We start from the raw sequence: 25034 nt of genomic DNA, 5'->3' as shown, positions 1-25034 counted from the left end.
CCGGCCGGTATCAGATCTCTGAGTCGGCGTCGGCTTCGGTGTTTACTCCGGCGGTCACCGATTCAGCAGGCCGGGGTGGAAGGTGTCGATACAGACTGGTCCGGGCAATCCCTGACTTGGTCACGATCTCAGCGATGGTATGCCCGGTTTCGCGCAAGTGTGCTGCGTAGGCCAGCTTGTCCGGGTCCACCACCGAGGGTCGGCCCACGCGGCGACCTTTCGCTGTGGCCACTGCTCGGGCATGGGCGGCACGTTCGAGGGTGTAGGTGCGTTCCATCTGTCCGAACAGTGCCAGCAGCACCACTGCCAGTTGCGCCATCGGATCGTTGGGGTTCGATGAATCGACCTTGATCGGGTCTGCCAAGTTGCGGACTCCCACTCCTCGTTCGGCGAGGTCGTGAATGAGGTTCAGGGTGTCACGCACGGTGCGTCCGAGCCGGTCGAGGGTGTGGACCACGATCACGTCACCGTCGCGGGCATAGTCCAGCGCCGCGCCGAGTCCGGGCCGGTTGACGGTGGCACCTGATTTCTTGTCTACGTAGATCCGGTCGGCTGTGATACCGACCTCGCGTAGGGCATCGATCTGTCGATCTAGATCCTGTTTGGCCGTCGAGACTCGTGCGTACCCCAATTCCATGGCCTGAGAGTACCAGTAGTCGGAATCGTACGGAATAGATGGAATCTGATTGTGGGATAACTTCTGGGATGCCGACGCGCCGATAGCTGTGGATCCGGAGGCCTGCTCGTGAGGTCCGTCCCACAACCAAGGAACTGGGACGACCACTTTGGGCTCAGTCAATCGTCAGTTAAGGGGCCCACGATGTTCCATCCCCACTGCACGAGGCCCGGGATGGTGTTCAGAACTATGGGTGCTGGCCCGGTTGTGTTCGGGAGTTGTCACGATGTGACACACCTCATCGTTGCCGCAATTGGCCGGGTCGAGGTTCTGGCTTGCAAGAAGGGTCTGCTCGAGATCAGCGGCCAGCACCTCGAGTTCAACCTGGCGGGCTCGAACATCGGCGAGCTTCTGCTCGACGAGACCCGCGACGTGTGCGCAAGGAATCTGGCCGGTCTCGCGAAGTTGAATCGTGCCCAGGATCTCCTGCAGGGTCAGGCCCGCGGCCTGGGCGGCGCGGATGAACCGCAGTCGAGTGACGGCCTGATCGTCATAGCGACGGTAGCCGCCGCCCGTTCGTTCCGGGTTCGACAGCAGGCCCTGGCGTTCATAAAAGCGAATCGCCTGACGGCCAATGCCGGTGACAGCGCTGAGTTCTCCGATAAGCACCTTCCAATCATATGACTTGACCTTGTACCCGGCTACAAGGTTTATGATCAGGCCATGGAAATCGTGCTGCAGTACTTCGAGGGATGCCCCAATTGGAAGATTGCCCATGAGCGGCTCCAGGCGCTGTGTGCTGAGCGCTCCGACATCAGTCTGAGCACACAGCTGGTAGAGAGTGACGCCCAGGCTCAGCGGCTGGGTTTTCATGGTTCCCCCAGTGTCCTGATCGATGGTTTCGACAGGTTCTCGGAGACCTCTTCGGCGGTGGGCTTGTCGTGTCGCAGGTATATGACTCCTGAGGGAATCGCTGGCGCCCCTACCATGAAGCAGCTGCGCTCCGCAGCAGCAGCCGCTGACTCCACGCCGAGATAGAAACAGAGCGTCCAGGAACATCAATCCCTCAGCGTGATGGTCGCAGCGCTTCAGACAAGGTGCAGATATGACGGAAAAGACCGAGAAATACGGACTGATAGTCATTGGGGCCGGCATGGCTGGGATAGCGGCAGCGACCAAGTGCGCATCCCAGGGTTGGCGTGTGGCCATCGTGGACTCGCTTCCCTATGGTGGCACCTGCGCCCTGCGGGGGTGTGACCCGAAGAAAATTCTGCGCCGGGGAGCTGAGATCCTGGATGCGGCACATCTGATGGGGGATAAAGGCATCGATGAGGGGGGACTTATTTATCGGTGAACTGGGCGCAGCTGATGAAGCACAAGCACGGCTTCACCGATGGTGTGCCCACCAGCATGGAAGACGATCTCAAGGCGCACGGGGTGCAGACACTCCACGGCACCGCAGTGTTCACCGGCCCGACCGAAGTTGAGGTCTCCGGTGTGGGCTATCACGCACCAAAGATCCTGATCGCGACCGGCGCCACACCTGCCCCGCTTGATTTCCATAGTCACGAGCACGTGATCGACAGCACAGCGTTCTTGAATCTCGAGGATCTTCCTCCTCGGGTCCTCTTTGTCGGAGGCGGGTTCGTGTCCTTCGAATTCGCTCACATCGCGGCACGAGCCGGGTCCCGCCCCATCATCATCGACCGTGGCTCGCGGCCGCTGAAGAGTTTTGACCCCGATCTGGTGGACCTGCTGATCCAACGCGGCACCCAGGCTGGTGTCGACGTGCAATCGGGCACCAGCATCACCGGCATGGAAGCAGTACCCGCCGGGTATCAGGTGCATCTCGAGCAGCAGGGCGTCGCAACGATGATCGAAGTGGACCTTGTCGTTCATGGAGCAGGACGTGTCCCTGATCTGTCCCGGCTTGATCTTGAGGCCGGCGGCGTGGCGTATGGCCCACGAGGCATCGACGTGACAGCTGATCTGCAGTCGATCACGAACTCAGCCGTGTATGCCGCCGGTGATGCTGCTGACACCCAGGGGATGCCGCTTACCCCGGTAGCTGTGATGGAGGCAAAAGTCGCAGCATCAAACATCTTGAAGTCAGGGGATGCTGTGCCTGACTACGGGGCGACTCCGACGGCGGTCTTCACGATCCCGGAGCTTGCCAGGGTAGGGGCGTTGGAGGATGAAGCCCGGTCGCGCGGTATGGATATCGATGTCAGGTAGACCGACACCAGTCGGTGGTTTTCCCAGTATCGGGTCGGCGAAACAGCCGGGGCAGTCAAGATTCTTGTCGACCGCTCGAGTGATCTCATCGTGGGGGCGCATCTGTTCGGACATGGTTATGCAGAGTTGGTGAACACAATCAGCCTGGCCATGAAGTACGAGCTGACGGCGCGGGAGGTAAAATCCTCGCCGGCGATATATCCTTCCATCGGGTCTGACCTGGGATCGATGCTCTAACCAGAGATCAAGACAAACCCCACGATGCGGGCCGGCTCGGTGGGAGCCCCTGGAGGTTGAACACAGCGAGGCCGTAGGGAGGCCCCCACAACGCTCCGGTCACGTGCGCGAGGCCCGGCTACGGCTTGAAAAACCTCAGGGCTCAGCAGCCCCAAGCCCAGCAGCAGTGAGAGAGCAGGCCGAATATCTAGCGACAGTTTTCAGATGGCCATCGGATAGGTTGCCAGGCGCATGAGAGCTCTGTGGATCATTGGACCGTGAGCAGGTCCGCTCCAATGGCCAGCATCGTGGTCGATGGCCAGACTGCCGGCGACGGGCTCGCGGTAAGGATCGAGGCGAGGTCCATGGAGCCGAAGATGTGGGGTCTAGACGGACAGACCGAAACTCGTCTTGACCTTCTAGTTGACTTGAAGGTTTACCGTGGTGATGCAGGACCCCCCTGCCGCTGAACCCAGCTGCCGCGGAATGGTCCTGTCACAGCTGCCGATGGAGAGGACCACCAGATGACTTGGGCTGAGCGTCTTCAAAGCGTGTTCGTCGCGGGCGCCGCACTGGTTGGATTAGGCGTCGGTATCGCCAGCCCATTGGGCGCCAACGGCGAGCATCTCGTGATCCCAGCGCTACTGGTGATGCTCATCGCGGTATTCGTGCAGCTCGATGCCTCGCACCTCAAAGACGTGGGCAAGGCCAAGGGGCTGGTCGCGGTCAGTCTGGTGCTCAACTACGCCTTTACCCCGCTTCTCGCCTGGGCGCTGGGCCTCGGGCTGCTCGGGGAACAGCCTGACCTGCGAATCGGGCTGTTGCTGCTGCTGGTCACCCCGTGCACCGATTGGTACCTGATCTTCACCGCGATGGCCCGTGGCCATGCGGGGATCGCTGCCGCCCTGTTGCCGATCAACCTGGTGCTTCAGCTATTGCTGCTCCCGGTCTACGTGATGCTGCTCGGCGGTGAAGCTGCGATGGTCGATTCCAGCACCCTGTTGGAAGCCGTGGGGCTGATGCTTCTAACCCCGCTGGTGGTGGCCTTCACCCTGCGCTGGGCAAGCACACGCCTCAAGGGCGAGCAGTGGCGCGATGAACATGTCAACCTGTGGGCGAAGCGGGTGGTGATGCCGCTGCTGTGTGTGGCAGTCTTCGCGATGTTTGCCTGGCAGGCGGCGGTGGTCGCTGAGAGCGGCGCCGAGATGCTGCTGTTGCTGCCTCCGCTGCTGGCGTTCTTCATCATCCTTCCGCTGGTCGCCACCGGCGTTTCTCGACTGATGCGCCTGACGGGGCCTCAACGGGTGGCTCTGACGATGGTGACCACCGCGCGGAACTCACCCATCGCGCTGGGTATCGCGGTCGCCGCATTCCCGGACCGGCCACTGATCGCCGTGGCCCTGGTGGTAGGGCCCTTGATCGAGCTCCCGATCCTGGCCGCACTGAGTCAGATCATTCGCCACCGTGACAAGCCGGACCCGGTCGAACAGGTTTCCGCAACGAACAGCGACCGATGACACTCCATCTCCGTGGAAGGGTGTAGGTATGCGTATCTCTGAGGTCACCGAGAGCAGTGGGGTCCCCGCTACCACCCTGCGCTACTACGAACAGCTCGGCTTGATCAGTTCGACCCGGGCCGCGAACGGCTACCGCGAATATGGATCTGAGGCGCTGGAGCATCTGCGGTTCATCAGTGTGGCCAAGAAGATGAACCTGGACCTTGAGCAGATCAAGTGGCTTCTCGAGGTCACAGAAACCGGGACCTGCACCAACACCCGAGATACCCTGCACCCAGTGCTCACTGAGCGGCTGCGTGAGGTCGAAGACAGCATCCGCAACCTGGTAGAGCTACGGGCCGTTCTGGTGAGTTCGCTCGACCACGTGGCCACCTGCCCAGATAGTTCAGAGCCCTGTCAGTCCGAGTGCGCCTTCAAGTCCCTCACATAACCCCAGGGCTGTCGATCGATACAAGCGACAGATAGCGGCGTGAGAAGACCGCCATTACCGTTGCGAGCCACAGGCAGGCCCCGCTGAGAATAAAGGACATTCCAGAACCGAGGAGTTGGTGCGCTGCCGATAAGAAGGCAAGGGTTGGAGGATTCAGTCCTTACTGTATAGTTCAGCGAGTGGTGACTGTTACTTCTCGCTTGAACGTGATGAACCGGTTGGGCCGAGCGATGGCCGACCCGACCAGGTCACGGCTTCTCCTGACGCTGCTAGAGGGGCCGGCCTACCCTGCGGAGCTGGCCCGTGCATTGGAATTGACCCGCCCAAACGTGTCCAACCATCTGGCGTGCCTGCGCGACTGCGGAATTGTGGTTGCCGAGCCCGAAGGCCGCAAGACACGCTATAAGATCGCCGATCCGCACCTGACGCGGGCGCTCAACGCCCTGGTCGAGACCACCCTTTCAGTGGACGAGCACGCCCCGTGCCTCGATCCCGCCTGCTCGGTTGCCAGTTGCGAGAACGCAGGGGCGGAGGTGTGATCCTGTCCTCGATTTTGCAGGCGATCGGCCTGTTCATCGCGACCAACATCGACGACATCATCGTCGTCTCGCTGTTCTTCGCCCGCGGCTCGGGACAACGCGGGACGACGGCACGAATCGCGGCCGGCCAGTACCTAGGATTCGCGGGCATCCTCGGTGCGGCTGTGCTTGTGACTGTGGGTGCCGGTGCGTTTCTGCCCTCGGCGGCTATCCCTTACTTCGGACTCATCCCGCTGACACTGGGTCTGTGGGCCGCCTGGCAGGCCTGGCGCGGAGACGACGACGATGACGACGATGACGACGCTAAGATCGCGGACAAGAAGGTCGGCGTCTGGACCGTCGCGGGAGTCACCTTCGCCAACGGTGGGGACAACATCGGCGTCTACGTTCCCGTCTTCCTCAACGTGGAACCGGCGGCCGTGATGGCCTACTGCATCGTCTTCCTCGTATTGGTCGCGCTCCTGGTCATGCTGGCCAAGTTCGTCGCCACCCGAGCACCGATCGCCGAAGTCCTTGAGCGGTGGGAACACATCTTGTTCCCGATCGTCTTGATCGGTCTGGGCATCATCATCCTAGTCGGTGGCGGGGCCTTCGGTCTCTGACGAGACAACTACGGACATCCTGTCCAGAGTGCGGGGCGTCGGCGTCATTGTCGTCGTGATCGACGGGTTGTTGCGATGCGGGACTGTCCCTATGGACGGGGCACTCCCTGAAGGTAGCAAGCAGGGCCGCACCGGCTCACCCTTGGCATGGCTGGCGCGCTGGCAGATCCCGCCCTACCTCCTTGCGCTGGGTACCGACAGGCCCTCCCCATCGGCCGCAAATCGACGCCGGAATCATGCCATTTACCGTTGCGACTCACACACCAACGGGCCGACTGCTCACGAATCCGACCTAGGATCAACGGTCGTCGGAGATAAGGCGCTGACCGCGGAACTGCTACGGTCCCACGGTGTGTCAACGCCTCGCACTGTCGTCGTCAGTTCAGCGGAGGAGGCAGTCGAAGCTGCGCGGACCATAGACGGCCCAGTGGTCATCAAACCGCAGGACGGAAGCCAAGGACGTGGTGTATCCACTGACCTCGTGCTGGAGAAAGATATTCGCCGTGCTTTCACCTTCGCGCGCAAGTACCGAGACGGGGTGATCGTCCAGGAACATATTGAGGTCGGAGAGGAAATGCGCGTGATGGCCTCCTCCGATCGCGTCGTAGCCGCCAATGTGCGGGTGTTTCCTCATGTGGTGGGAGATGGTGTGTCCACCATCGAGCAACTAATCAAGGACAAGAACCTTCAGCGGGCCAGCAGCACCATCTTCGGCCAAGCCCCCATCCCCATCGACAGGATCACCCGCCAGTTCCTCAGACGGCATGGCCTCAGAGTCGAGTCCGTTCCTCCGCTAGGAGAGACGGTGACAGTGCGGAATGTTGGTGGTCACAGCGTGGGAGCTGACATCAAGCAGGACATCGACAATGCCAGTGAGGATGTCAAAGACACAGCTCGGCAAGCCATCGCCGCTATCCCGGGACTAGCCTGGGGCGGGGTGGACATCATCACCGACGTCAAGACCGGCAAGGCCTACGTCATAGAGGTCAATACCAACGCCGGATTCCTCTCCGCCGCATTCCCCACATACGGGCAGCCCAAGGACGTCACCCAAGACATTTTCCAGCTGCGCTACGACGACACCTCCACTGAACCAGCTCGTGACGCACCCGTGAAGCTCCCAGCTGCTGCCTCACGGCCGCAGGCATTCCTGCCGACCCAGGGCCTCGGGAATCAGCAGAGCTCAACGGTGGGTGAGCTGATCCACCGTTCGTGGCTGAAGCAAGGGCTCTCCGTTGGACGGCTCACCGACAAACTCAGCAAAGTCACCACCCATAGCGGCGAGCGCCTCTGGGTGACCGCTGAAGGACGCACCTCGAAGGATCGTTTCGTCGTCCGTCGAGTCGTCAGGCGCCACCCCCTGCTCTTCAGGTTCCTCGAACAGGAGTCAGTGCCAATGGTTCGAGGCCGATCGGTCTCCACCACGGACTGACTGAAGAGCTTTATCGAAGGACGAACCCAACAGGTCGTGATGCTGCAGGTGAGGAAATCATGGGACGCCAACGGCATGCTTCACCTGACCGACCAGGAGGCTCTTGAGCTCTCAGCGTTGCCCTTTGAAAGGACCTGGGTCCAGAGCCGACCGCAGGGCCGGCATCTCAGGGTCCTCGCCACGCCTGACGGGGTTTCACTCATCACCGAGAAGTCACCGCGAGGGCCTCTGAAGGCCAAAGAGATTAATGAGATCAGCCGTATCGCAGTCAGCGCAGTGCGTGCTGTTCCCGAACTGCGCTGGGCTGCCGTCGACCTGATTTTCAGGCGACGCGGACTGTTCACGAAACAGCCCGAGCACCCGGTGCTGGTTGAAGGCATCACGCTGACCCCGCGGTACTGGCAGGACGATCACGTCATGGCAGGAAATTTCGACGATTTCAGCCTCAGCATCATCTCGTGAAGGCCTCGCTGAAGCCCTCGCTGCCGGGCATCAGGAGAAGCTGAGCAGGCTCTGGCGGTCTAGCCACTCGAACCAGCGGTCGACCCATGAGTCGGTTGCGGCCCCGGTGGGCTTAACTCCGAAACCATGCACCATACCTGGATAGATGTGGCCCTCCACTGGGGCTCCTGCCTGACGCCAGGTTCCGATGAGCTCCAGAACGTCCTCCGCGCAGAGCGGGTCGTGGACATCCACGGCAGTAAACAGTTGCGGCAGACTCTGGCCCGTCTTGGCCACGGCCTCAGGGAGCCTCCCGCCGTAGATGCACGCTATCGAATCGGGCCGCGACTCGGAATCCCGCGAAGCCAGGGCAGCAGTAACGGCGTAAGCGCCAGCTGAGAACCCAATGGTGCTGACACGTGACGGGCTCACGCCCCACTCCCCGGCTCTTCGGCGGATGAGCGCGAGTGCGCGTTCCACATCATCAACTGCTAGCCGCTGATGCCCACCGCTTGTATCAACTACATTGGATCCCTGACGCTGGGTGAACACGCGAGTGATCTTCTCGGTGAAATCCTCCACCGTTTGACCTGTGTCACCCAGTCGATACTTCAGCACGAATGCAGCCACCCCACGTTCGCGAAGCATATGCGCCAGGTCGGCACCTTCCGATTCCATGGAAAGCATGAGAAAGGCGCCCCCAGGAGCGATCAGCACAGCGGCGCCGGTCGCATTCTCAGGTTCCGGCAGGTACGGGATCAGAGTGGGGCGTGTGACATTGCGTAGTACGTAGCCTCCGTCTTCCCAGCGCAGAGCCTGCTCACGATCCTCAACAACATCTTCCGGCCGCAAAGGGATTTCTTCGCCAGTGGAGCCCATGAGGTCCGTCGCAGTGGGAACAGGCGCACCTAGTTGGGGCGCCGCTGCGGGACTTCCGGGAGAATGGTCCTGTGGTGTGTCCGGAATGCTTCGCTGCACGCCACACCTCCTCGTCGTTCATTGGCGTACCTCGACAAACAATATCCCAGCCCTCCTGGAGGAACTAGCGCCTAGCGGAGTGAAAATTCCACCGACTACGCCCTACACGGTCTTGGATGTGGAGCGCTTCAGCAGCCACAGCAGATAGGGCGGTCCCAGGACGGCCACAACGAGTCCTGCCGGCAGCTGATCTGGAGCGATCACCGTCCGACCGAATGTATCGGACAGTGACACCAGGGCGCCGCCGAGCAGTGCTGACAGCGGCAGGAACCAGCGGTGCTCGCGGCCAACCAGCATGCGCGCCATATGCGGTGCCGCCAGCCCCACGAAACTGATGACACCTATCCCGATCACAGCAGTTGCTGAGAGAAGTACTGCCATGATGAGCGCCGCGGCCCGCACCCAACTCAGTCGCACGCCAAGGATCCTTGGGGTGAGGTCATCAATGCTGATGATGTCGAGTTCCCGCCGCATTAGCGCCACGAGCGGGACTGCAAGCAGCAGGACCAGCACAATCGGGCCGAGGTCTCCCCACGTGGTGCCGAAGGTCGACCCGCCCAGGAAAGAGATTGCCATGGCCTGGTTGTAGGGATTCGTTGTGGCGATCAGCAGCTGTGTGATGGCCTGAGCAGCCGTCATGACCCCGATGCCGACCAGTACGACCTTTTCCGGTGAGCTGCCGTGGGAGCCGGCGAGCAGGAAAACAATCAGGCCCGCCAGTGCGGCACCTGCTGCGGCTCCTGCGGACATGGTCCACGCCGAAGAGCTGAAGAGAATCAGCGCGACGATGGCCCCAGCTCCCCCTGCTGCCGCAACGCCGAGGATCCCGGGGTCAGCCAGCGGGTTACGTGTCACGGTCTGCACTAAGGCCCCTGCGATGGCGAGCACTGCGCCGCCCAGCACTGCAGCGGCGACTCGGGGACTGCGGAAGTTCAAGGTGATGTCGATCGAACGAGCTGCCTCACCACTGAGCCACAGCTGAATGTCCCCAATGCGCAACCACCAGTCCCCCAGCAACAGACCCGCGCCGATCAGCACAATCAGCAGCACCACCGCGGCGGAGCTCAGCACAACTCTTCGGCTGAGGGTGATGCGGTGCGGCAGCGGCAACGCGGAGATCTCCTGGTTGCCGCCTGCGCTGCGCAGCCGTAGTGCAAGCACCACCAGGAAGACCGCCCCCACCAATGATGTGACCACCCCGGTGGGGATCGCCACGGCTAGATTGGGTCCGGCAACTGCGAAGACCAAGGCACGAACGGCCACATCGGCGCCGATGACAATGAGTGCCCCTGCCAGGGCTGAGGCTCCCAAGGCCCAGGAGAATCGCCCAAACCTGATGACTTTGGCCGAAGCGAGCCGGACAATGGCAGGGGCGCAGAGCCCCACGAAGCCCAGTGGTCCAACCATTGTGACCGCAGCTGCTGAGAGAACAACCGCGCAGATCAACAATGCTCCGCGCAAGAACGCCACGTTGACGCCCATCGACTGAGCGGTGTCGGTCCCCAGCGAAAGCACATCAGTGCTCCGTGAGAGCATCACCAGGGCGATAGCTGCGGCAAGCACCACTGGAAGCAGGGGAAGCAGACCGGAAATCCCGGAAAGGTTGAGCGTCCCCGAACCCCAGAGGAACAGCCCCTGGGTGGACTGCGCGTAGAGCATCAGCAGTGCCGCAGTCACTGAGGCCAGGCCCATGGCAACCACGGTCCCGGCGAGAACGAGCCGAATGGGCGCATGCTCTGAAAACCCCGCCAGGGTCAACACGATCCCCGCAGCAATGCCCCCGCCGAGGAATGCCAGCGCAGCCGAGCTCAGTACCGGAAGCGATATCCCGAACGCCGCGGCTCCCGTAAGAGCCAGATGAGCCCCGGCATTGACCGCCAGCGTGTCGGGTGAGGCCAAGGGGTTTCGCGTCATCGCCTGCAGCGCGCAGCCGGCAACGCCCAGAGCTGCCCCGACCACGAGCCCTCCGACCAGGCGCGGCAGCCGTGAATCGAGGGCGAGCGCCCGCAGACCAGCCGTTGCCTCGGCGTCGCCAGTGGTGAAGACTGCCGCGAGCAGGTCCCAAGGCGATGCTGCTGAAGTGCCCTGGGTGAGATGGACTGCTGAGAGCATCACCAGCGTTGCCGCTGCGAGGAGTATCGCCCCCACAGCCACCCACCTCGCCCTAGCTGATGCCTCAGAAATCCGAGGCGCGACGGCGTCGGCAGTCTTCACCGAGGTCACTGTTGTTCGGCAGTCTCGATCGCTGTCTCAGTGAGGTACTCCATCCATTGGCCAGCTGAGGCGGGCCCGCCGTAGATCCAGATTCCCTCCACCGGGTGCATGGCCTCGTTCTCCACGAATCCGAGAGAGGTCCAGACGGAGTTGTCCTCCAGGGGCTCGAACGGGTCGGCAGGATCGGCAGCTGTGGTCCACCAGTACAGGATGGTCTCATCATCCAGTGAGGTCAGACCCTCGACATCTGATTGGCTGATCGCGAAAGCTTCGTCGCCTTCGTCCTCCCATGCGGATTCTAGGCCGATCTCTGTTCCCAGCGTCTGGGCCAGGGCTCCGGGGCCGTGCATTCGGAACGTGGCGGTGTTGCCTTCCACGGTGGGGTAGACCAGCACGAAAGGCGTGCCCTCAACTCCGGCCTCAGCAATGGCCTCGGCTGAGTTGTCCCGGGTCTCCTCAAACTCAGCCCAGACCTCGTCGGCGCGGTCTTCGGCGCCAAGGAGCTCTGCCGTCATGTAGAAGTTCTCTTCCATGTTGCCCAGCGGGTCCGCGGCGTCTGCACCGGATTGCAGTACGACAGGCGCGATCTCTTCCAGGTCTTCGAGAAGGCCTTCAGGAACGGAGACATCAACTCCCAGAATGAGGTCCGGATCTGCTTGGCCTATAGCTTCAAGGCTGGGCTCGGTGCGGATGCCAACATCGGCGGCGTCGTCATCAACTGAGGCAGCTGTAGCCCAGGTTTCATAACCTTCTAGGTCCGCGACTCCCACGTGGCGGCCTCCAAGAACCTCCACGTTCTCCGTCTGCGCCCACTCGAGGGTAACCACGCGCTGCGCCGGGGCATCGAGGGTGATTTCTTCGCCGCGGTAGTCGGTGACAGTGACAGGCCCGGAGTCGTTGGGCTCTGCTCCGTTCTCTGTCTCTTCGACATCAGTGGTTCCGCAGGCAGTCAGGCCCAGGAGGGCAACGGCGGCAACGGCCGTCACTCTGTGCAGGCTCGTGGAGGGCTTCATCATGGGCGGGGTTCCTTTCGGTAATGGGCACAGAAAAAGTGAGACCAGGGAGACACGGAGGTGGGTGAAACTCAGGCAGAAAGCAAGACAGGTTCTACCCGGTCCTCCACACGGTGACCGAGCCTCCGGCCAGAACGGCGGGCGCGGACCGTCATGTCACCAGAAGGTGTTGAGGCGACATCAATGGTCACTCCAAAGATCTTGGTGAGCCTTTCCGCGGTCATCACCTCAGCAGGAGTTCCCTTAGCGACAATGCGTCCTTCCGAGACCAGGATTACCTGGTCGGCGATATCGGCTGCTTGTTCCAGGTCGTGCAGCACCACGCCGATCGTCAGTCCGTGGTCATCGGCGAGGTCACGGATGACATCCAGCAAGCTCATTTGATGCTTCAGGTCCAGGAAGGTGGTCGGTTCGTCCAGAAGCAGGACATCGGTCTGCTGCGCCAGACACGTGGCGAGCCAGACTCGTTGAAGCTGACCCCCTGAGAGCTCAGTGACCGGCCGGTCGCGCAGAGGATCCAAGCCTGTCAGTGCGATGGCACGCTCTACTGCTCGGTGGCTACCAGCGTCCACACGGCTGAATCGCCGGCGATGCGGGTGCCTTCCCAGTTCAACAACTTCGGTGACCGTCAGACCCCCTGGGGTGGGGCGCTGTTGAGCAAGGACAGTCAGCCGCTTAGCGAAAGCACGTGGAGACAGTTCCGCGGTGTCCACACCGTCCAGGGTGACGGTTCCCGTGGAGTCGGCAAGCCGAGAGATCCCGCGGAGAAGTGTGGATTTGCCGCTGCCGTTGGGACCGATGAGGGCCGTGACGCCGCCTGGAGACAGTTCGATATTCGCATCGACGACGACGGCGGCGGCTCCGTAGGAGACCGATACCGACTCTGTCCGCAGCGCAGCAGACGCGTGATTAATTTGCACATCAATATGTTAGCAAATTAAAAGGAAGGTGAACCTTAGGTGGATCGCGAAAATTATGTGACGGTGCGGTGGGCAAGTTAGGTGGGGCCGACGGCGTCGTACATCTCTTGGTAGCGCTGGGCCACGTTCTCCCACGTGAAGTCTTTGACTGCTTCGGCACCCGCGGCTCCGATTACTCCACGGCGCTGCTGATCAGCGAGTAACCCAGAGATGTGTTCACCCATGGTCACCACATCCTCGGGATCGATGAGGATCCCGCTCACCCCGTCTTCGACGAACTCTGGAGGGCCTCCATGCCTGGTGACGACCACTGGCACTCCAGCCCTCCACCCTTCCAGGATCGTGATGCCGAAAGCCTCGACCAGGCTAGGCACCACCAGAATTTCCGCATTGGCCATCACCGTCCCCACCTGTGGTCGGTCAAGCCGCCCCACAAGGTGAATTCGATCATTTATCCCCGTCTCGGCGGCCAGCTTGGCCAGCTGGTCGGCCTCCGGGCCCTCACCTCCGATGACAAGGTGCACGCCGGCGGCGGTCGGGTGGTCGGCGATCGCTGCGAATGCCCGGATCAGGTTGCTGAAGCCTTTGGTCCCGACCAGTCGACCAACCCCAAGCACGTACCTTTCTGGGAGCTCAGGAATCGAACCGTCGGCGGCTTCATGGAGATTGATCCCGTTGAACACCACCTGGACTTCCCCAGGGTCGATCCCGAAGCGTTCGAGATCAGCAGCTGCAAACTGCGAACACGATGTCACCACTTCCGCGCGTGTCAATCCTGCCCTCAGACCACGGCGGAGCAAGCCAGATTGGTCGAACGCACCGTGGGCATCGGAAAAGGTCTCACCGTGGTTGCTGAGCACAAGGGGTGTCCGGGTGAGGCGGGAAAGTGCTGTGGCGTAGAGCCCGTTGGGGCCGAAACAGTGCAGGTGGAGGATGTCAGGGGCATCCCGGCGCCACGCACGCAGCCACTGGGTCCATGCCCGCGGCGCTGAAGCGAGGAATCGGACTGCCGGGCCGGCTGCACGAGCGGGCAAAGGCGTAGGAAGGTACCGCAGAGGGATCCCCTGAAAATCTCGGGGCACCTCATCACCTTGGTCAGCCGCCCAGACCACCACCTCATGGCCCAGGGCCCTAAGCTGTAGCGCAGTATTAGCGACGTGCTCCTCCACGCCACCTTTGCGCGGCAAAAAGGAGCTGGCGATCAAGGCGATTCGCATTCAGTTCCCCTGTTCATCCCGCCGACGTCAACTAAGCTAATGGTACTGGCCAGCTTTGCGGTGCATGTCGACTCGCGGGCAGCTGCGGTTCAGCGGCAAGAAGGGGAGCTCCATGTCAAGGCTAATCCTGGCAACCACTGCGTCCGATACGCCGATGGGCGCCGAGCGCTACCAGCGTGAAATCAGCGCAGCGGCACCCGCTTCGATGCCTGGATGGAAGGTGTCCGAGGTTGTGGCTCGATCCATGCGCTCTCCATTGTCAGGTAACCGCCGGCTACCCATGAACTGGTTGCAAAACGCCTCACTAGGCCAACGCAAAATGCTAGGCAAACTCATATACGGCTCTAAGGACGCGATCGTTCACCGTATGGACCTGCTCCTTCCCCCCGGCCCGGGCCCGGATATGGCAACCATCCACGACACCGTGGCCTGGCGATTCAACGATGAGGCATCTCCCATTAAGGCAGCTGTCGAGGAAGCACAGCGCGCCGATGCTGTCATTTGTGTTTCCGAATTCTCAGCCAACGAGGTGCAGGAACTTCTCGGTGTGCGCAACCCCGTCGTGGTCTACAACGGAGTCGATGGCCGTTTCTTCAACCCGCCGCCGCTAGAGGACCAGGAACGGGAGCGCCTGGGCCTGGACCGCCCCTACGTCCTGCATTTTGGGGGCGCCTCCGAACGCAAGAACCTCAAGGCGCTGGCGGAAGCCTGGCCAGTCATCCACCAGTCCCGCCCTGACCTTCTGCTGGCGCTCTCTGGGCCGCCACATCCCCGGCGCACCAGCCTATTCTCCGGCCTTCCCGGGGTACGACTGCTCGGCAGTCAACCAGAGGCGCTGATGCCTTCGCTGGTGGGCAGCGCAGCAGCTGTGGTGGTGCCATCCACTTATGAAGGATTCGGCCTGCCTGCACTCGAGGGGATGGCGGCGGGAGTCCCAGTCGTGGCCGCGGAGACCTCGGCGCTTCCAGAGATTGTCGGCGACGCAGGCTTGCTGGTGCAGCCCACCGCAGAAGGCATCACCGAAGGTGTCCTGGACGCGGTAGCCGAGGGCAGCGATGTCCATCAACTCCGCCAACGCGCCATGTCCCGGGCCGCGGATTTCACTTGGCAACGCTGCATTGACGGCCATTCTCGGGTGTGGAAAGCCCTTCGGTGAGACCCACTCAACCCGCCAGAAGCTGAATCGGCCGACCAGATAGGGCAGCAACGATGATGAACACTCGTACACCGGTGGCGCTGGCGCACGACTACCTCACCCAACGCGGCGGAGCTGAACGGGTTGCCGCGATTATGGCGTCAGCTTTCCCTGACGCGCCGCTCTTCACCTCACTGTACGATCCGGATGGAACCTTCGACGACTTCCGAGAACTCGATGTACGAACATCCGCGCTGAACCGGATACCGCTGCTCAGACGAAACCACCGCCTGGCGTTGCCGTTCCTAGCTCCTGGTGTGTCCACTATGAAGATCGATGCCGACGTCGTCCTGGCGAGTTCTTCAGGGTGGGCCCACGCGATGCCGACCACAGGCAAGAAGGTGGTCTACTGTCATGCTCCAGCTCGTTGGCTCTACCAGAAGGAACGCTACCTCGGCTCCTTTGACGGCAGCTTGCCGCATAAGGCACGGCACCTCCTGGCCTCCGCCGCACTGGGACTGATGTCACCATCGCTGCGGGCCTGGGACACTCGGCGAGCGCTTGAAGCTGACCGCTATCTGGTCAATTCCACCGTAGTCCGAGAGGCTGTGGCAGATGCCTACGGCATTGAGGCCGAGGTGCTGCCGCCCCCTCCTGCCATGGACCCGGAAGGCCCTACGGAATCCCTTCCCATCAAGAGACCGTTCGTTCTCTGTGTCGCTCGTCTGCTTCCCTATAAGAACGTTGATGCGGTGATTCGTGCCGTCCAAGGCGTCGACGGTCTCGGGCTGGTTGTGGTCGGTCGAGGACCGGATGAAGCCCGGCTGCGCGAACTCACCAAGAACTCACCGGATTCTCATGTCATGGGAGGCGTGTCGGAGGAAGTGCTCCGCTGGCTGTACTCCGCGAGCGTCGGGCTCGTTGCGTCCTCCTTCGAAGACTTCGGACTGACTCCCCTGGAAGCGGCAGCTTTTGGAAAACCTACCGCTGCACTTCACGCGGGAGGATATCTGGACACTATCGATCCCGAGGTCAACGGCGTCTTCTTCGAAGACCCCAGCGACGCCTCCATCCGCAACGCTATTTCTGTTCTCATTGATCGCCCATGGGACCGCGAGCGGATCACTGCTCACTCAGAGAAATTCGGTAAAGCGCGCTTTGTCCGACATCTCCAGGATGTCGTGGCGAGCTCCCGTGACTAAGCCCCTACCGTGGAATTTCATCAGCGCGGCCACGTATTTTCTTGCTGCGGTGGCCTGCTACATTGCTTTTGTTCTGCTTCAACTGGGACAACAGATCGACGCCGCAGCCCTGGGGGCCAACTTCCTTCACATGCCCGTGGAACTCCAACTGCGCATCTTCGGAGTCCTGCGGACCGGGAGCATCGCCGTGTTCAGCGTCATCGCAGTGGTGCTAGGGGTTGTGGCACTCATCCGGGGACAGTGGCGCCTGGTGATGGTGACCTTTCTATGTTCGGTCCTCGCTGCCGGTGGCGCGACGCTGCTCAGGCGCGTTCTGTGGCGCCCAGAGCTGGGGGTCGAATCGTATGACTACAACACGTGGCCGAGCGGTCACGTGGCCGCACTCTGTGTCCTGGTGTTGGTGTGCCTCAGGCTCGTCCCGCAGAAGAATCGCTGGCGCTGGCCCGTTGCCGTGATGGCTGTTGTGACGGTGACGGCAGCTTCCTATGCTTCTATGGCGACTTTTGCCCACAGACCCAGTGACACTTTCGGAGGTATCCTCATCGCCGGCGCCGTGTTCGCACTGACACGGCCCCGTCGTAAAACCAGCTATGCGGTGAGGTGGGGGTTGCTGGTGGCAAGTGTGGCGGGGGCGGCGTCGTTAGTGATGCTTGTCTTCCCGAACGTCTTTATCCCTGGTGACCCGCGGGCGGCCCTGGCGGTGGGCGCACTATTCGGGATGTTCGCCGCGGCGTGCTGGGTACTTCTTCCCGAAAGCGCCCCCGGTTATGACAAGAGTTCACGCAACTGACGCGCAGAGGCATCCTGACGTTCCGGTGGAAGCGGCCGCCAACGAGCCGAACGCATCATGGCCCCAGTACCCCAGCCGATTCCGCACAGGGTGACGCCAAGGCGCTGCACCTTCCCCTTCACCCCGGGCGCACGGGTCACGTCCTGCAGTTGCAGAAGCGTCCAGCGCCGCAGGGTTGATGAGCCGATGCCACGGTTCCGGGCGAGCAGCACCATATGATTGCGCCGGCCGTAGAGCTTGTAGCGAGTGTCGAACCGTGCTCCTCGCACATGGGGCGCCGGAAGATGATCCACAGCAGCCTCGGGGGCGAAGAGCACGCGTCCGCCGAGCGCAATGATTCTCAGGAAGATATCCGTGTCTTCTCTCAAAGCTGTGCCTGGGTAATCGTCGCGGAAGCCACCGAGCCTGGCCAGCACCGATCGGCGGAACGCCATATTGGCTCCGATGCCGTGTTCGACCTCCACCGGCCCTTCCGGTAGTGACGCGAACCCCTCCGTGAGAGTGCCATCCTCCCGCAGGCGTCCAATGGGCTGGTCGTAACGCTCCTCACCGTCGATTCCGTTGCAGGTGCGTCCGGAGACCGCTTCAACACTGGGGTCAGAGAAGGCTTCTAGCAACGCTGATTGCCACATGGGACGCACGACGACGTCGTCGTCCAGAAAACTCACCACGCCACCGGTTGCCCACCGCAGCGCCTCGTTCCTCGAACGAGTCATCCAACCGGCAAGCTGGGGCGCGTGAACGTAGACAACTGATTCAAACGCGCTGCGCGCAGTACCCTGCTGGCTCTGCGCTGAGGCGTCCACAACAACCACCTGAGTGTCCTCGGCGACGTTTGATGCGAGGGCCTCGAGGCAGCGCCTGAGGAACTCAGGGCGTTCGTAGGTGACCACGCAGACACTGTGTCTTGGCTGTTCTGACATTTTTCCTGCCACCTCCCGGGAGGACAGAGCTTGTCCGAAGAGCAGGATATCCCAGGTCGGCGTCTGCGGTCCTCTAGTGGTGCCCAGCTATGGCGTTTTTCCACACCGCGGTGCAGACGGCCGCCGTGGAGGCAATGGAGAATCTGCGTACGGCCGACTCTGCCGCGGTCTGTGCCAGTATGGAGGCCTCCGCCGGATGATCAAGGACCCAGTTCATTGCCGCGGCCAGACCCGTGGGGTCCTGGGGTGCGACCAGCTGACCATTCGCGGTGCGCAGGGCGTTGCCAGGCTCCACGGTGGGAGGGTCTGATACCTCAGTGAGGATTTCTGCGACGCCTCCTCCCACGGTAGCGATGACCGGCACTTTGCGTGCCATCGCTTCGACAATGACCTGTCCGAACGGCTCCGGCACTGGAGAGGCGTGAACCAGCGCCGTAAACCGGTCCAGCTCTTGGGCTGGGTTCGCCGTCCAGCCAAGGAAACGCACACGGCCGTCGATGCCGAGTGTCTTTGGGAGTTTCCGCACATGTTCCGCGTAATCCTGGTCATTGAAAAGCGCTTCGCCAACAATGTGGAACTCTGCAGTGGGATGTCTTACGGCCACCAGCGCCGCTGCTTGGACGAACTCCAACTGTCCTTTGGTGCTGCTGATTCTGCCCAGCAGACCAAATACAGGAGGTGTGGACTGCGGATGCTCCTGGGTAAACGACGCCTCTGGCAGCCCGGGGTACGCCACCGATACACGACGCGGTGGAAGTCGGGTCAAACGAGCCGTCTGCTGAGAGTTGGCCACCACATGGCGTGCGGTGCGCCCCAACATGCGCAGAGCTGTGACGACAGGTGCGGGTAGGTAGTCAGAGCTGAGCCGGTCATGAAGGTGCCACACCCAAGGAAGCCGGGCTCGGCGGGCGGCAATGGATCCCAGAACTGCCGCTTTGAGCGAGTTTGCTACGACCAGTTCCGCACCTAGGTCGGAGAGGCGGTGAGCGAGCTGACCTGTGAATGCTGCAGAATCGCGCACCGAACGTGCCAGCACACGCGGATCGGTCAGTTCTGCGCGACCTTGCGTCACGGTTTGGGCAGCGAGTGGCATGACTTCCACGGCGACCCCACGCTGGAGCAGTTCCGTTTCCAGCGCGCCATGGGAAAACAGCACCACCGTGATGCTCCAGGTCTCAGGAAGTGCATCCACCAGGCGCAACAACGCGATTTCTGCGCCCCCGAGTTGTGCCGTGTGCCCTAGGATCGCGACGCGGGTGGCAGGCACGGTCAGCTCGCTTTCTGGAAGAGGACGGCGTCGTAAATCTGCGCAGTGCTAGCCGCTTGAGCGGCGGGGGTGAAGTGTTCCTGCTGCCGTTGCAACCCCTGGGAGGCCAGTCTCCTCCTCAGTTCGGGACTTGCAGCGAGCTCTTCGATAGCTCGAGCAGCTGCGTCTGCGTCATTGGCGGGAAAACAGTATCGGTGGGCCTCATCGGGCAGTGTCTCCAGATGCCCACCGGCTTTGCTCGCGACCACTGGCAATGAGGCTCCCATGGCCTCTAGAACTCCGAGGCCGAGTCCTTCAATGGGACATGGCGCGACCATCAGGGAGGCACCTGCCATGAGCTCTGGGATATTGGAGCGCATGCCGAGAAAGTCCACTGCCTCGGCAATGCCGAGGTCGTTGGCCTGTTGTTCCAGATCGTCACGGAGTGACCCATCGCCAGCGAGCCTCAGGCGCCACCCTTGGTCAGCGAGTCCAGACCGGGCGAACGCCTCCACTGCGACGTCGGTGCGTTTCTCTGCTTCGAACCGCTGCACCACCAGGACAACTGGTTCACGTAGTACCTGCGGTGTCTCCATGGCCCGCACTCCGGGGTAGACGATCTCACAGCTGCCCTCCACACGGTCGGCAACAAACTGGCTGATGGCGATCTGCGCACTGACCCGGCGGGAAATGAACCCGGCGACCACACGCCCAAATCTGCTCTGCCCTCGGGGGGCTGCGAAGTGGCGGGTGGCGATGAGTGGACGACGCCGCGTCGGGCCGAGGGAGGCCAGGGCGGCGGCGAACTCAGCAGCCGTCATATGAGAATGCACGATGTCGGCTTCGCGGGCGTTGCGCGCAATGGCCTTGGTGACCGCTCGTACCGTCTCACCGGGTAGGAATCGCACGTCTGCGCCCTGCAGCGCCTGTGACATGCGCTCAGGGTCACCTCCGATAACGGTGACAAGGTTTCCTGTCTCTGCCTGGGCTCGAGCGAGCACACATACATGCCGTTCAACGCCGGCGAAGCCGCTGGAGCGGATGGCGTGTACTACCTGAAGCGGTCGCGTCATCGGGATCCTCCACGTAACGAGTCGAAGAGCTCGAGGTACTCTCTGGCGAGCGCAGTCCACGAGTGGTCTTCTGCGGTCTCTCTGGCTGCTTGCGCCTGTGCCTGCCGATCCCCGGCCAGGCACCGCCGAATGCCTTCCCGGACGGATTCCCCTCCCGGGGCGACAATGGCACCGTTGACGCCTTCTGTGAGCACATCAGGTACGCAACCAACAGCTGTAGCAACAACGGGTACTCCGCAGGCCAAGGCTTCCAGGATCACCAGACCGTAGGATTCGTACGCGCTCGGGAACACAAAGACATCGCTTGCGTGAAAGTAGGGCCGCGGGTCTGGCTGCTGTCCAAGGAAACGCACTCGGTCAGCGACCCCCAGGCTGGCTGCTTCGGCTTTCGCGTGCTCCATCATGTCGGTGGACCCACCCACCACCAGCAGCACAAAATCCGGCAACCCGGTCATGGCCTCCAAGATCTGCGGTAGTCCTTTGCGGGAGTATTCGTGTCCTACGAACACACCCACATCCGCACCTGGGTCAATGCCCAGACTGGCCCTCGTGGCGGCCCTTGAGTCGGGGTCAGGCCGGTAGCGGTCAGTATCGACACCGTTGCCGATGATCACCGTCCGTGACCGGATGCTCGGGTAGCTGCGCCGGAGGGCCTCTTCTTCGGAACCGCTGAGATTGACCACTACTTGGTGAGTTCCGGCGGCGAACCGGAGTGCGTCGCGGACCCAGACGAAGAGGTGAAGCGGATTGCGCACCATGCGCGCGAACCGGTTGCCACGAGCCTTCATCGCCTCTGCGGTAATGCCGTGGTTGACGTAGACATCTCCAGCCAGGGCGTCGTTGTGGCAAATAATGACAGTGCCTTCCGGTTGCCGGGTCATCATCCGCCGTGCCCGAATAGTCCCCACAGTGGAGAACCACACGACCCTCGTTGCTAGCGTGAGTTTTCCTCCTAAGCCGGTTCCGGCTTCGGGGAGCCACCCTCCCCCAGCATCTGCGAGCGTGAAGTGGCTGGTGTCTACCCCCAGCTTCGCCCACTCCTGCTCAAGGTGGTAAGCCACTGCCTCCACCCCGCTGCCGGTGCGCAGTTCGGGCACAATCTGAACGACTCTTGTCATAACTCCCCCTGAGTAGACCTCGTCACATCGCCTTCGCTAAGTGCCGTTGGAATATGCGCCACGATTCGCGCCAGTCATGAGCTTCAGCGTGGGCGCGTGCGGAACGGCTGTGTTCAGCGAGTAGCTCACGGTCAGCAAGAAACCGCTGGAGCTGTTCAGCCAACGCTTCAGGATCATCTGGTGGGACCAGGTGGCTGTGGTCCGAAATCGCCTCCGGGATACCTCCGATATTGCTCGCCAGCACCACAAGCCCCGCGGCCTGACCCTCTGAAACGGTGAGACCCCATGGCTCCGGCCACCGGGAAGGCACAGCAAGAACGTCCTGGGACCGCAAAAGTCCTGGCAGAGCGTTCCGGTCCGTGAAGGGGCGGAAAGACACGGGCACCTTCAGCCCGTCTGCCAATTCGCGGAGTGTGCGTTCAAAGGAGGACAATTCGGCCCCACGATCGAAGCCTGTGCTGCCCACCACCGTGATCTCTAGGTCTGGATCCTTCAGCAGAGCCGCGGCCCGTAACAACACATCGGCTCCCTTGTCTGGGACCACACGGCCCACGAAAGCCACCCTGAGCGGGCCAGATTCGGCGGTGCCCTCTGCCGCACGGGGGGTGAACGTCTCACAATCTGCCGCGTTGGGGACCACCACGACCCGCTGCTGCAGTGGCCCGGGGAGCCGCTGGCGAATCCGCTCAGCCAAGAATTCACTGACGGAGACGATCGGCCCTACTGAGTCGAGAACTTTGGCGGCCTCACGTCGGCTGTAGGTTCGGAACAAATCGTTGTGGGCATAGAGCACAGCCTGGTGACGGTCAGCGTCCACCAGCGGTACCAGCTGGATCAGGTTATGGGCGACGACAATTGATGGCGGCCATATGTGCTGCTCAGTCAGCATCGCGTGGAGGTTTCGCTGCTGGAACGGACGGGCCCCACTGAGCCGGCCGGCGAGCAGGTCGGCTCCTCGCTGAAGCCGACTCGGCGCCATTCTCTGGTGGTACTCGACTGCGGCCACTGAGTCGTAGCGCTCTGGGTATGTTCCCTTCGCCACAAGAACGCTCTGGGGTCCTGCATGGTCGTCCAGGTGTGCTGACCGGGCCAGCGCATCAATCACGGTGGGCACAGCGCTACCAGTCTGTGGAGAAAAATGATCACCAGGGGTGATCGCGTGCACCAGGGGCCTCACGAATCGTTCCTGCGGGCCGGGGGCCGCCCTCGCCATGGGATCCCTTGGGCACGTCGATCCCTTGTGGGCATGGCCTCCGGAACCCCGTTTGCTCGCTCCAGCGCCATCACGCCGATCGCCAGGCCCGCGACCATCCACGGTATTGAGGCTTGCCCTGCCACCCAAAAGAGATCAAGCTGCCCCTGGACAAAACGTGCGAGCATAACGGCCAAGGCAATCTGCCCGTACCGCGGCGGAAGTTTGAACACCACCCATAGGCTGGCAACACAGAGAATCAGAAAAGCAAGCAGCCCGACGACGCCGGCTGAGGAGAGCATCTCCAAGAAGCCATTGGGCGGCTGGAACCCTGGGTAGTTACCGGTGTACCACCAGCGGAGTCCCACGCCGAAGAGCGGAGAATGTTGCCACACCTCGAGCGATTCGCCGAACCACTCAAGTCGTTGAGCCGCAGAGTTGAAGGGGTTGTCTTCTTCGAACTGCGCGCTGACAGAGTTCCAGATGAGAAAAATCGCGGGTATGAGGGCTAACAGCAGAAGCCGCCCTCTTCCCCCTCCGCGTGAGCGGCTGCGCAACGCCAGTACGGCGATGACAACGATCACTGAGACCATCGCTTGCCTTGCTCCGGAGGCCGCGATGCCTCCTGCGCAAACCACCATGGCCAGAATCGCTAGTTGCCTATTCCAACGCAGCCACGCCGGGCGTATCCAGAGCATGAGGAACGCGAAGGCCAAGCTATTGCCGATGAAGTTCTTGTGCAGAGCGGGTAGATATACGGGGCCGAAGGACCCTCCTTGGGCGAACATCAGCAGCCCAGTAAAAATGGCGGCAACCGCGATGCCGACGCATCCCACCACGTACAGGGTCAGCGCGCTCCGGGCATACCCCTGACGTCCCACCACCCAACCCACTGCGAGTCCCCCCATGACCAGTGCAATGGTGTGGAACCATTCCAGGAAGTTTTCCACATAGACGTTCATCAGCAGCGTGGGTATGAGAAGGACGTGGTAGGCGACACCTGCCCACATCAAGTTCCGCATGGGCGCTGTGTCGCTGCGGCGGTAGAGCAAGAGCGCCGGGAGGATCGCCATTGCCAGCACCAAGTCTGAAACGCTCAGCGGCCCGGTCCGCACCATCACGAGCGTGGCGGGAAACGCAAGGACCGGCAGGATTCCGATATCGGTGGACACAAGGCCGATCGCGAGGATACCGATCGCGAGCATAAGAGCCAAGGTTTCGAACTCGACAGTGACCACGCCCAGCGCCGCGCAGAGAGCCACCAGGGCGAAGACCCCCGTCATGGCAGCTGCGATGCTGCCCACAGAACGTCGCGTGCTGCCCCCTACGCCGGGGCGGACACTCACATTCGTCATCTGTATCAGACTTCCGCTCTGGGGATAGCTCCCGCGGAACGCCCGAGCACGCTGCGGATCAGCTCATCAAGCTCCCGGATTGTCCTCCGCCATATCCGAGGGGGCCTTCCCACCGGGTCGGCAATGTCGTCCCTGGAGCTACTGCCCAAAAGCACGTTGCGTGATCGCGACTCTCCGGACCGGAGGACCCAGGAGGAAAAGCCCTCCTCCGATGAGATCGGATCCGCGCCAAGCTGAGCGTCGAACTGTTTCAGGGTGAAGACACGAGGCCAAAGTTCAGGCATTTTTGCCACCAGGTCACGAGCTTCAGCTCGTCCTGATGCCAGAATGACATCCGCGTCCCGCAACTGTTCAGGGTCCAATTGCTGACTCAGGTGCCTCGACAGGTCAATATCCTGCTCAGCCGCTGCTTGAACACCAGCAGGTGGCGTAGGAGCACCTGAAGCTAGAAAACCCATCGATGAGGTGCTGACCGCCAGCCCCCACTGCGAGGCCCGGTGGCGGGCGATGTGTTCAGCAAGCGGTGACCGGCAACGATTGGCCCGGCAGACAAAAATCATCGAGATCTCATCAGAATTCCGCTGAGGTTCCGCGCCAGACTGCGGGGCAGTGTGATCCTGAGGCATCAGT

27 protein-coding genes are annotated in these 25034 nt (G+C 62.0%); 13 read left to right on the top strand and 14 right to left on the bottom strand.

Annotated features, from left to right (window positions below; translation table 11 throughout):
- Window positions 1-10: 10 nt before the first annotated feature.
- On the bottom strand, window positions 11-637 hold the full coding sequence (locus tag FEF26_RS08160) for a recombinase family protein (protein ID WP_138253050.1): 627 nt from the start codon (window positions 635-637) through the stop codon (window positions 11-13).
- Window positions 638-802: 165 nt separating this feature from the next.
- The gene (locus tag FEF26_RS08155; protein ID WP_138253049.1) at window positions 803-1285 is read right to left on the bottom strand and encodes a heavy metal-responsive transcriptional regulator; all 483 of its coding nucleotides are present in this window, start codon (window positions 1283-1285) and stop codon (window positions 803-805) included.
- Window positions 1286-1339: 54 nt separating this feature from the next.
- Between FEF26_RS08155 and FEF26_RS08150 the strand changes: the two genes are divergently transcribed.
- From FEF26_RS08150 to FEF26_RS08115, 10 genes are all read left to right on the top strand, one after another.
- Window positions 1340-1654, top strand: coding sequence for a thioredoxin family protein (locus FEF26_RS08150; RefSeq protein ID WP_138253048.1), 315 nt, complete (start codon window positions 1340-1342; stop codon window positions 1652-1654).
- A gap of 67 nt (window positions 1655-1721) precedes the next feature.
- A complete protein-coding gene (locus FEF26_RS16260) occupies window positions 1722-1970 on the top strand; it encodes an FAD-dependent oxidoreductase (RefSeq protein ID WP_279536481.1) in 249 nt (82 codons plus the stop codon).
- Entirely contained in the window at window positions 1967-2851 is an 885-nt protein-coding gene (locus FEF26_RS08145) for an FAD-dependent oxidoreductase (protein WP_279536480.1), read from the top strand. Before FEF26_RS16260 ends, FEF26_RS08145 begins: the two co-directional genes overlap by 4 nt.
- A 90-nt stretch (window positions 2852-2941) precedes the next feature.
- Window positions 2942-3088 (top strand): hypothetical protein, encoded by a 147-nt coding sequence (locus FEF26_RS16075; protein WP_243730482.1) that lies wholly within the window; start codon window positions 2942-2944, stop codon window positions 3086-3088.
- A gap of 503 nt (window positions 3089-3591) precedes the next feature.
- Window positions 3592-4584: an arsenic resistance protein gene (locus FEF26_RS08140; protein WP_138253047.1), complete on the top strand. Its 993-nt coding sequence runs from the start codon at window positions 3592-3594 to the stop codon at window positions 4582-4584.
- A 28-nt stretch (window positions 4585-4612) separates the two neighbouring features.
- Window positions 4613-5014, top strand: coding sequence for a MerR family transcriptional regulator (locus FEF26_RS08135; RefSeq protein ID WP_138253046.1), 402 nt, complete (start codon window positions 4613-4615; stop codon window positions 5012-5014).
- Between the two features lie 179 nt (window positions 5015-5193).
- Complete coding sequence (gene cmtR / locus FEF26_RS08130; protein WP_138253045.1) at window positions 5194-5553, top strand: Cd(II)/Pb(II)-sensing metalloregulatory transcriptional regulator CmtR; 360 nt, start codon at window positions 5194-5196, stop codon at window positions 5551-5553.
- Window positions 5550-6155 (top strand): cadmium resistance transporter, encoded by a 606-nt coding sequence (locus tag FEF26_RS08125; RefSeq protein WP_138253044.1) that lies wholly within the window; start codon window positions 5550-5552, stop codon window positions 6153-6155. The genes cmtR and FEF26_RS08125 overlap by 4 nt, the downstream gene beginning before the upstream one ends.
- Window positions 6133-7587: an ATP-grasp domain-containing protein gene (locus tag FEF26_RS08120; protein ID WP_138253043.1), complete on the top strand. Its 1455-nt coding sequence runs from the start codon at window positions 6133-6135 to the stop codon at window positions 7585-7587. Before FEF26_RS08125 ends, FEF26_RS08120 begins: the two co-directional genes overlap by 23 nt.
- Before the next feature lie 36 nt (window positions 7588-7623).
- The gene (locus tag FEF26_RS08115) at window positions 7624-8049 is read left to right on the top strand and encodes a hypothetical protein (protein ID WP_138253042.1); all 426 of its coding nucleotides are present in this window, start codon (window positions 7624-7626) and stop codon (window positions 8047-8049) included.
- 30 nt (window positions 8050-8079) lie between these two features.
- On the opposite strand, the gene FEF26_RS08110 is transcribed toward FEF26_RS08115, so the two are convergent.
- The 5 genes from FEF26_RS08110 to FEF26_RS08090 all read right to left on the bottom strand — a co-directional run bounded on the left by FEF26_RS08110 (window position 8080) and on the right by FEF26_RS08090 (window position 14370).
- Window positions 8080-9006 (bottom strand): alpha/beta hydrolase, encoded by a 927-nt coding sequence (locus FEF26_RS08110; protein ID WP_138253041.1) that lies wholly within the window; start codon window positions 9004-9006, stop codon window positions 8080-8082.
- Between the two features lie 102 nt (window positions 9007-9108).
- Window positions 9109-11220 carry an iron ABC transporter permease gene (locus tag FEF26_RS08105; protein ID WP_166432968.1) on the bottom strand — a complete coding sequence of 704 codons (2112 nt, stop codon included), beginning with the start codon at window positions 11218-11220 and terminating at the stop codon, window positions 9109-9111.
- Window positions 11221-11225: 5 nt separating this feature from the next.
- Window positions 11226-12236, bottom strand: a complete 1011-nt coding sequence (locus FEF26_RS08100; RefSeq protein WP_138253039.1) for an ABC transporter substrate-binding protein — start codon at window positions 12234-12236, stop codon at window positions 11226-11228.
- Between the two features lie 68 nt (window positions 12237-12304).
- Complete coding sequence (locus tag FEF26_RS08095) at window positions 12305-13153, bottom strand: ABC transporter ATP-binding protein (protein ID WP_243730481.1); 849 nt, start codon at window positions 13151-13153, stop codon at window positions 12305-12307.
- Window positions 13154-13230: 77 nt separating this feature from the next.
- Window positions 13231-14370 carry a glycosyltransferase family 4 protein gene (locus tag FEF26_RS08090; protein WP_138253038.1) on the bottom strand — a complete coding sequence of 380 codons (1140 nt, stop codon included), beginning with the start codon at window positions 14368-14370 and terminating at the stop codon, window positions 13231-13233.
- A gap of 112 nt (window positions 14371-14482) precedes the next feature.
- Between FEF26_RS08090 and FEF26_RS08085 the strand changes: the two genes are divergently transcribed.
- Genes FEF26_RS08085 through FEF26_RS08075 form a run of 3 tightly spaced genes read left to right on the top strand, consistent with a single transcriptional unit; the run spans window position 14483 to window position 17497 of the window.
- Window positions 14483-15526, top strand: a complete 1044-nt coding sequence (locus FEF26_RS08085) for a glycosyltransferase family 4 protein (RefSeq protein WP_138253037.1) — start codon at window positions 14483-14485, stop codon at window positions 15524-15526.
- Between the two features lie 53 nt (window positions 15527-15579).
- Window positions 15580-16707, top strand: a complete 1128-nt coding sequence (locus FEF26_RS08080) for a glycosyltransferase (RefSeq protein ID WP_208012871.1) — start codon at window positions 15580-15582, stop codon at window positions 16705-16707.
- Window positions 16700-17497, top strand: a complete 798-nt coding sequence (locus FEF26_RS08075) for a phosphatase PAP2 family protein (protein ID WP_166432967.1) — start codon at window positions 16700-16702, stop codon at window positions 17495-17497. Before FEF26_RS08080 ends, FEF26_RS08075 begins: the two co-directional genes overlap by 8 nt.
- On the opposite strand, the gene FEF26_RS08070 is transcribed toward FEF26_RS08075, so the two are convergent.
- The 7 genes from FEF26_RS08070 to FEF26_RS08040 all read right to left on the bottom strand — a co-directional run bounded on the left by FEF26_RS08070 (window position 17473) and on the right by FEF26_RS08040 (window position 25030).
- Complete coding sequence (locus tag FEF26_RS08070; RefSeq protein ID WP_138253035.1) at window positions 17473-18420, bottom strand: glycosyltransferase family 2 protein; 948 nt, start codon at window positions 18418-18420, stop codon at window positions 17473-17475. The two genes, FEF26_RS08075 and FEF26_RS08070, sit on opposite strands and share 25 nt — an antisense overlap.
- 73 nt (window positions 18421-18493) lie before the next feature.
- Window positions 18494-19687, bottom strand: coding sequence for a glycosyltransferase family 4 protein (locus FEF26_RS08065; RefSeq protein ID WP_138253034.1), 1194 nt, complete (start codon window positions 19685-19687; stop codon window positions 18494-18496).
- Between the two features lie 2 nt (window positions 19688-19689).
- Window positions 19690-20739, bottom strand: a complete 1050-nt coding sequence (locus FEF26_RS08060) for a glycosyltransferase family 4 protein (protein ID WP_138253033.1) — start codon at window positions 20737-20739, stop codon at window positions 19690-19692.
- Window positions 20736-21857 (bottom strand): glycosyltransferase family 4 protein, encoded by a 1122-nt coding sequence (locus FEF26_RS08055; RefSeq protein WP_138253032.1) that lies wholly within the window; start codon window positions 21855-21857, stop codon window positions 20736-20738. Before FEF26_RS08055 ends, FEF26_RS08060 begins: the two co-directional genes overlap by 4 nt.
- Window positions 21858-21879: 22 nt before the next feature.
- On the bottom strand, window positions 21880-22971 hold the full coding sequence (locus FEF26_RS08050; RefSeq protein ID WP_166432966.1) for a glycosyltransferase family 4 protein: 1092 nt from the start codon (window positions 22969-22971) through the stop codon (window positions 21880-21882).
- A 59-nt stretch (window positions 22972-23030) separates the two neighbouring features.
- Window positions 23031-24404, bottom strand: coding sequence for an O-antigen ligase family protein (locus FEF26_RS08045; protein WP_138253030.1), 1374 nt, complete (start codon window positions 24402-24404; stop codon window positions 23031-23033).
- Window positions 24405-24409: 5 nt separating this feature from the next.
- Window positions 24410-25030, bottom strand: a complete 621-nt coding sequence (locus tag FEF26_RS08040) for an arsenate reductase/protein-tyrosine-phosphatase family protein (protein WP_138253029.1) — start codon at window positions 25028-25030, stop codon at window positions 24410-24412.
- Window positions 25031-25034 lie beyond the last annotated feature (4 nt).

Origin of the sequence: Nesterenkonia salmonea (assembly GCF_005771525.1) — a bacterium.
In the GTDB taxonomy this organism is placed as follows: Bacteria; Actinomycetota; Actinomycetes; order Actinomycetales; family Micrococcaceae; genus Nesterenkonia; species Nesterenkonia salmonea.
This window is presented reverse-complemented; position numbering and strand designations above follow the sequence as displayed.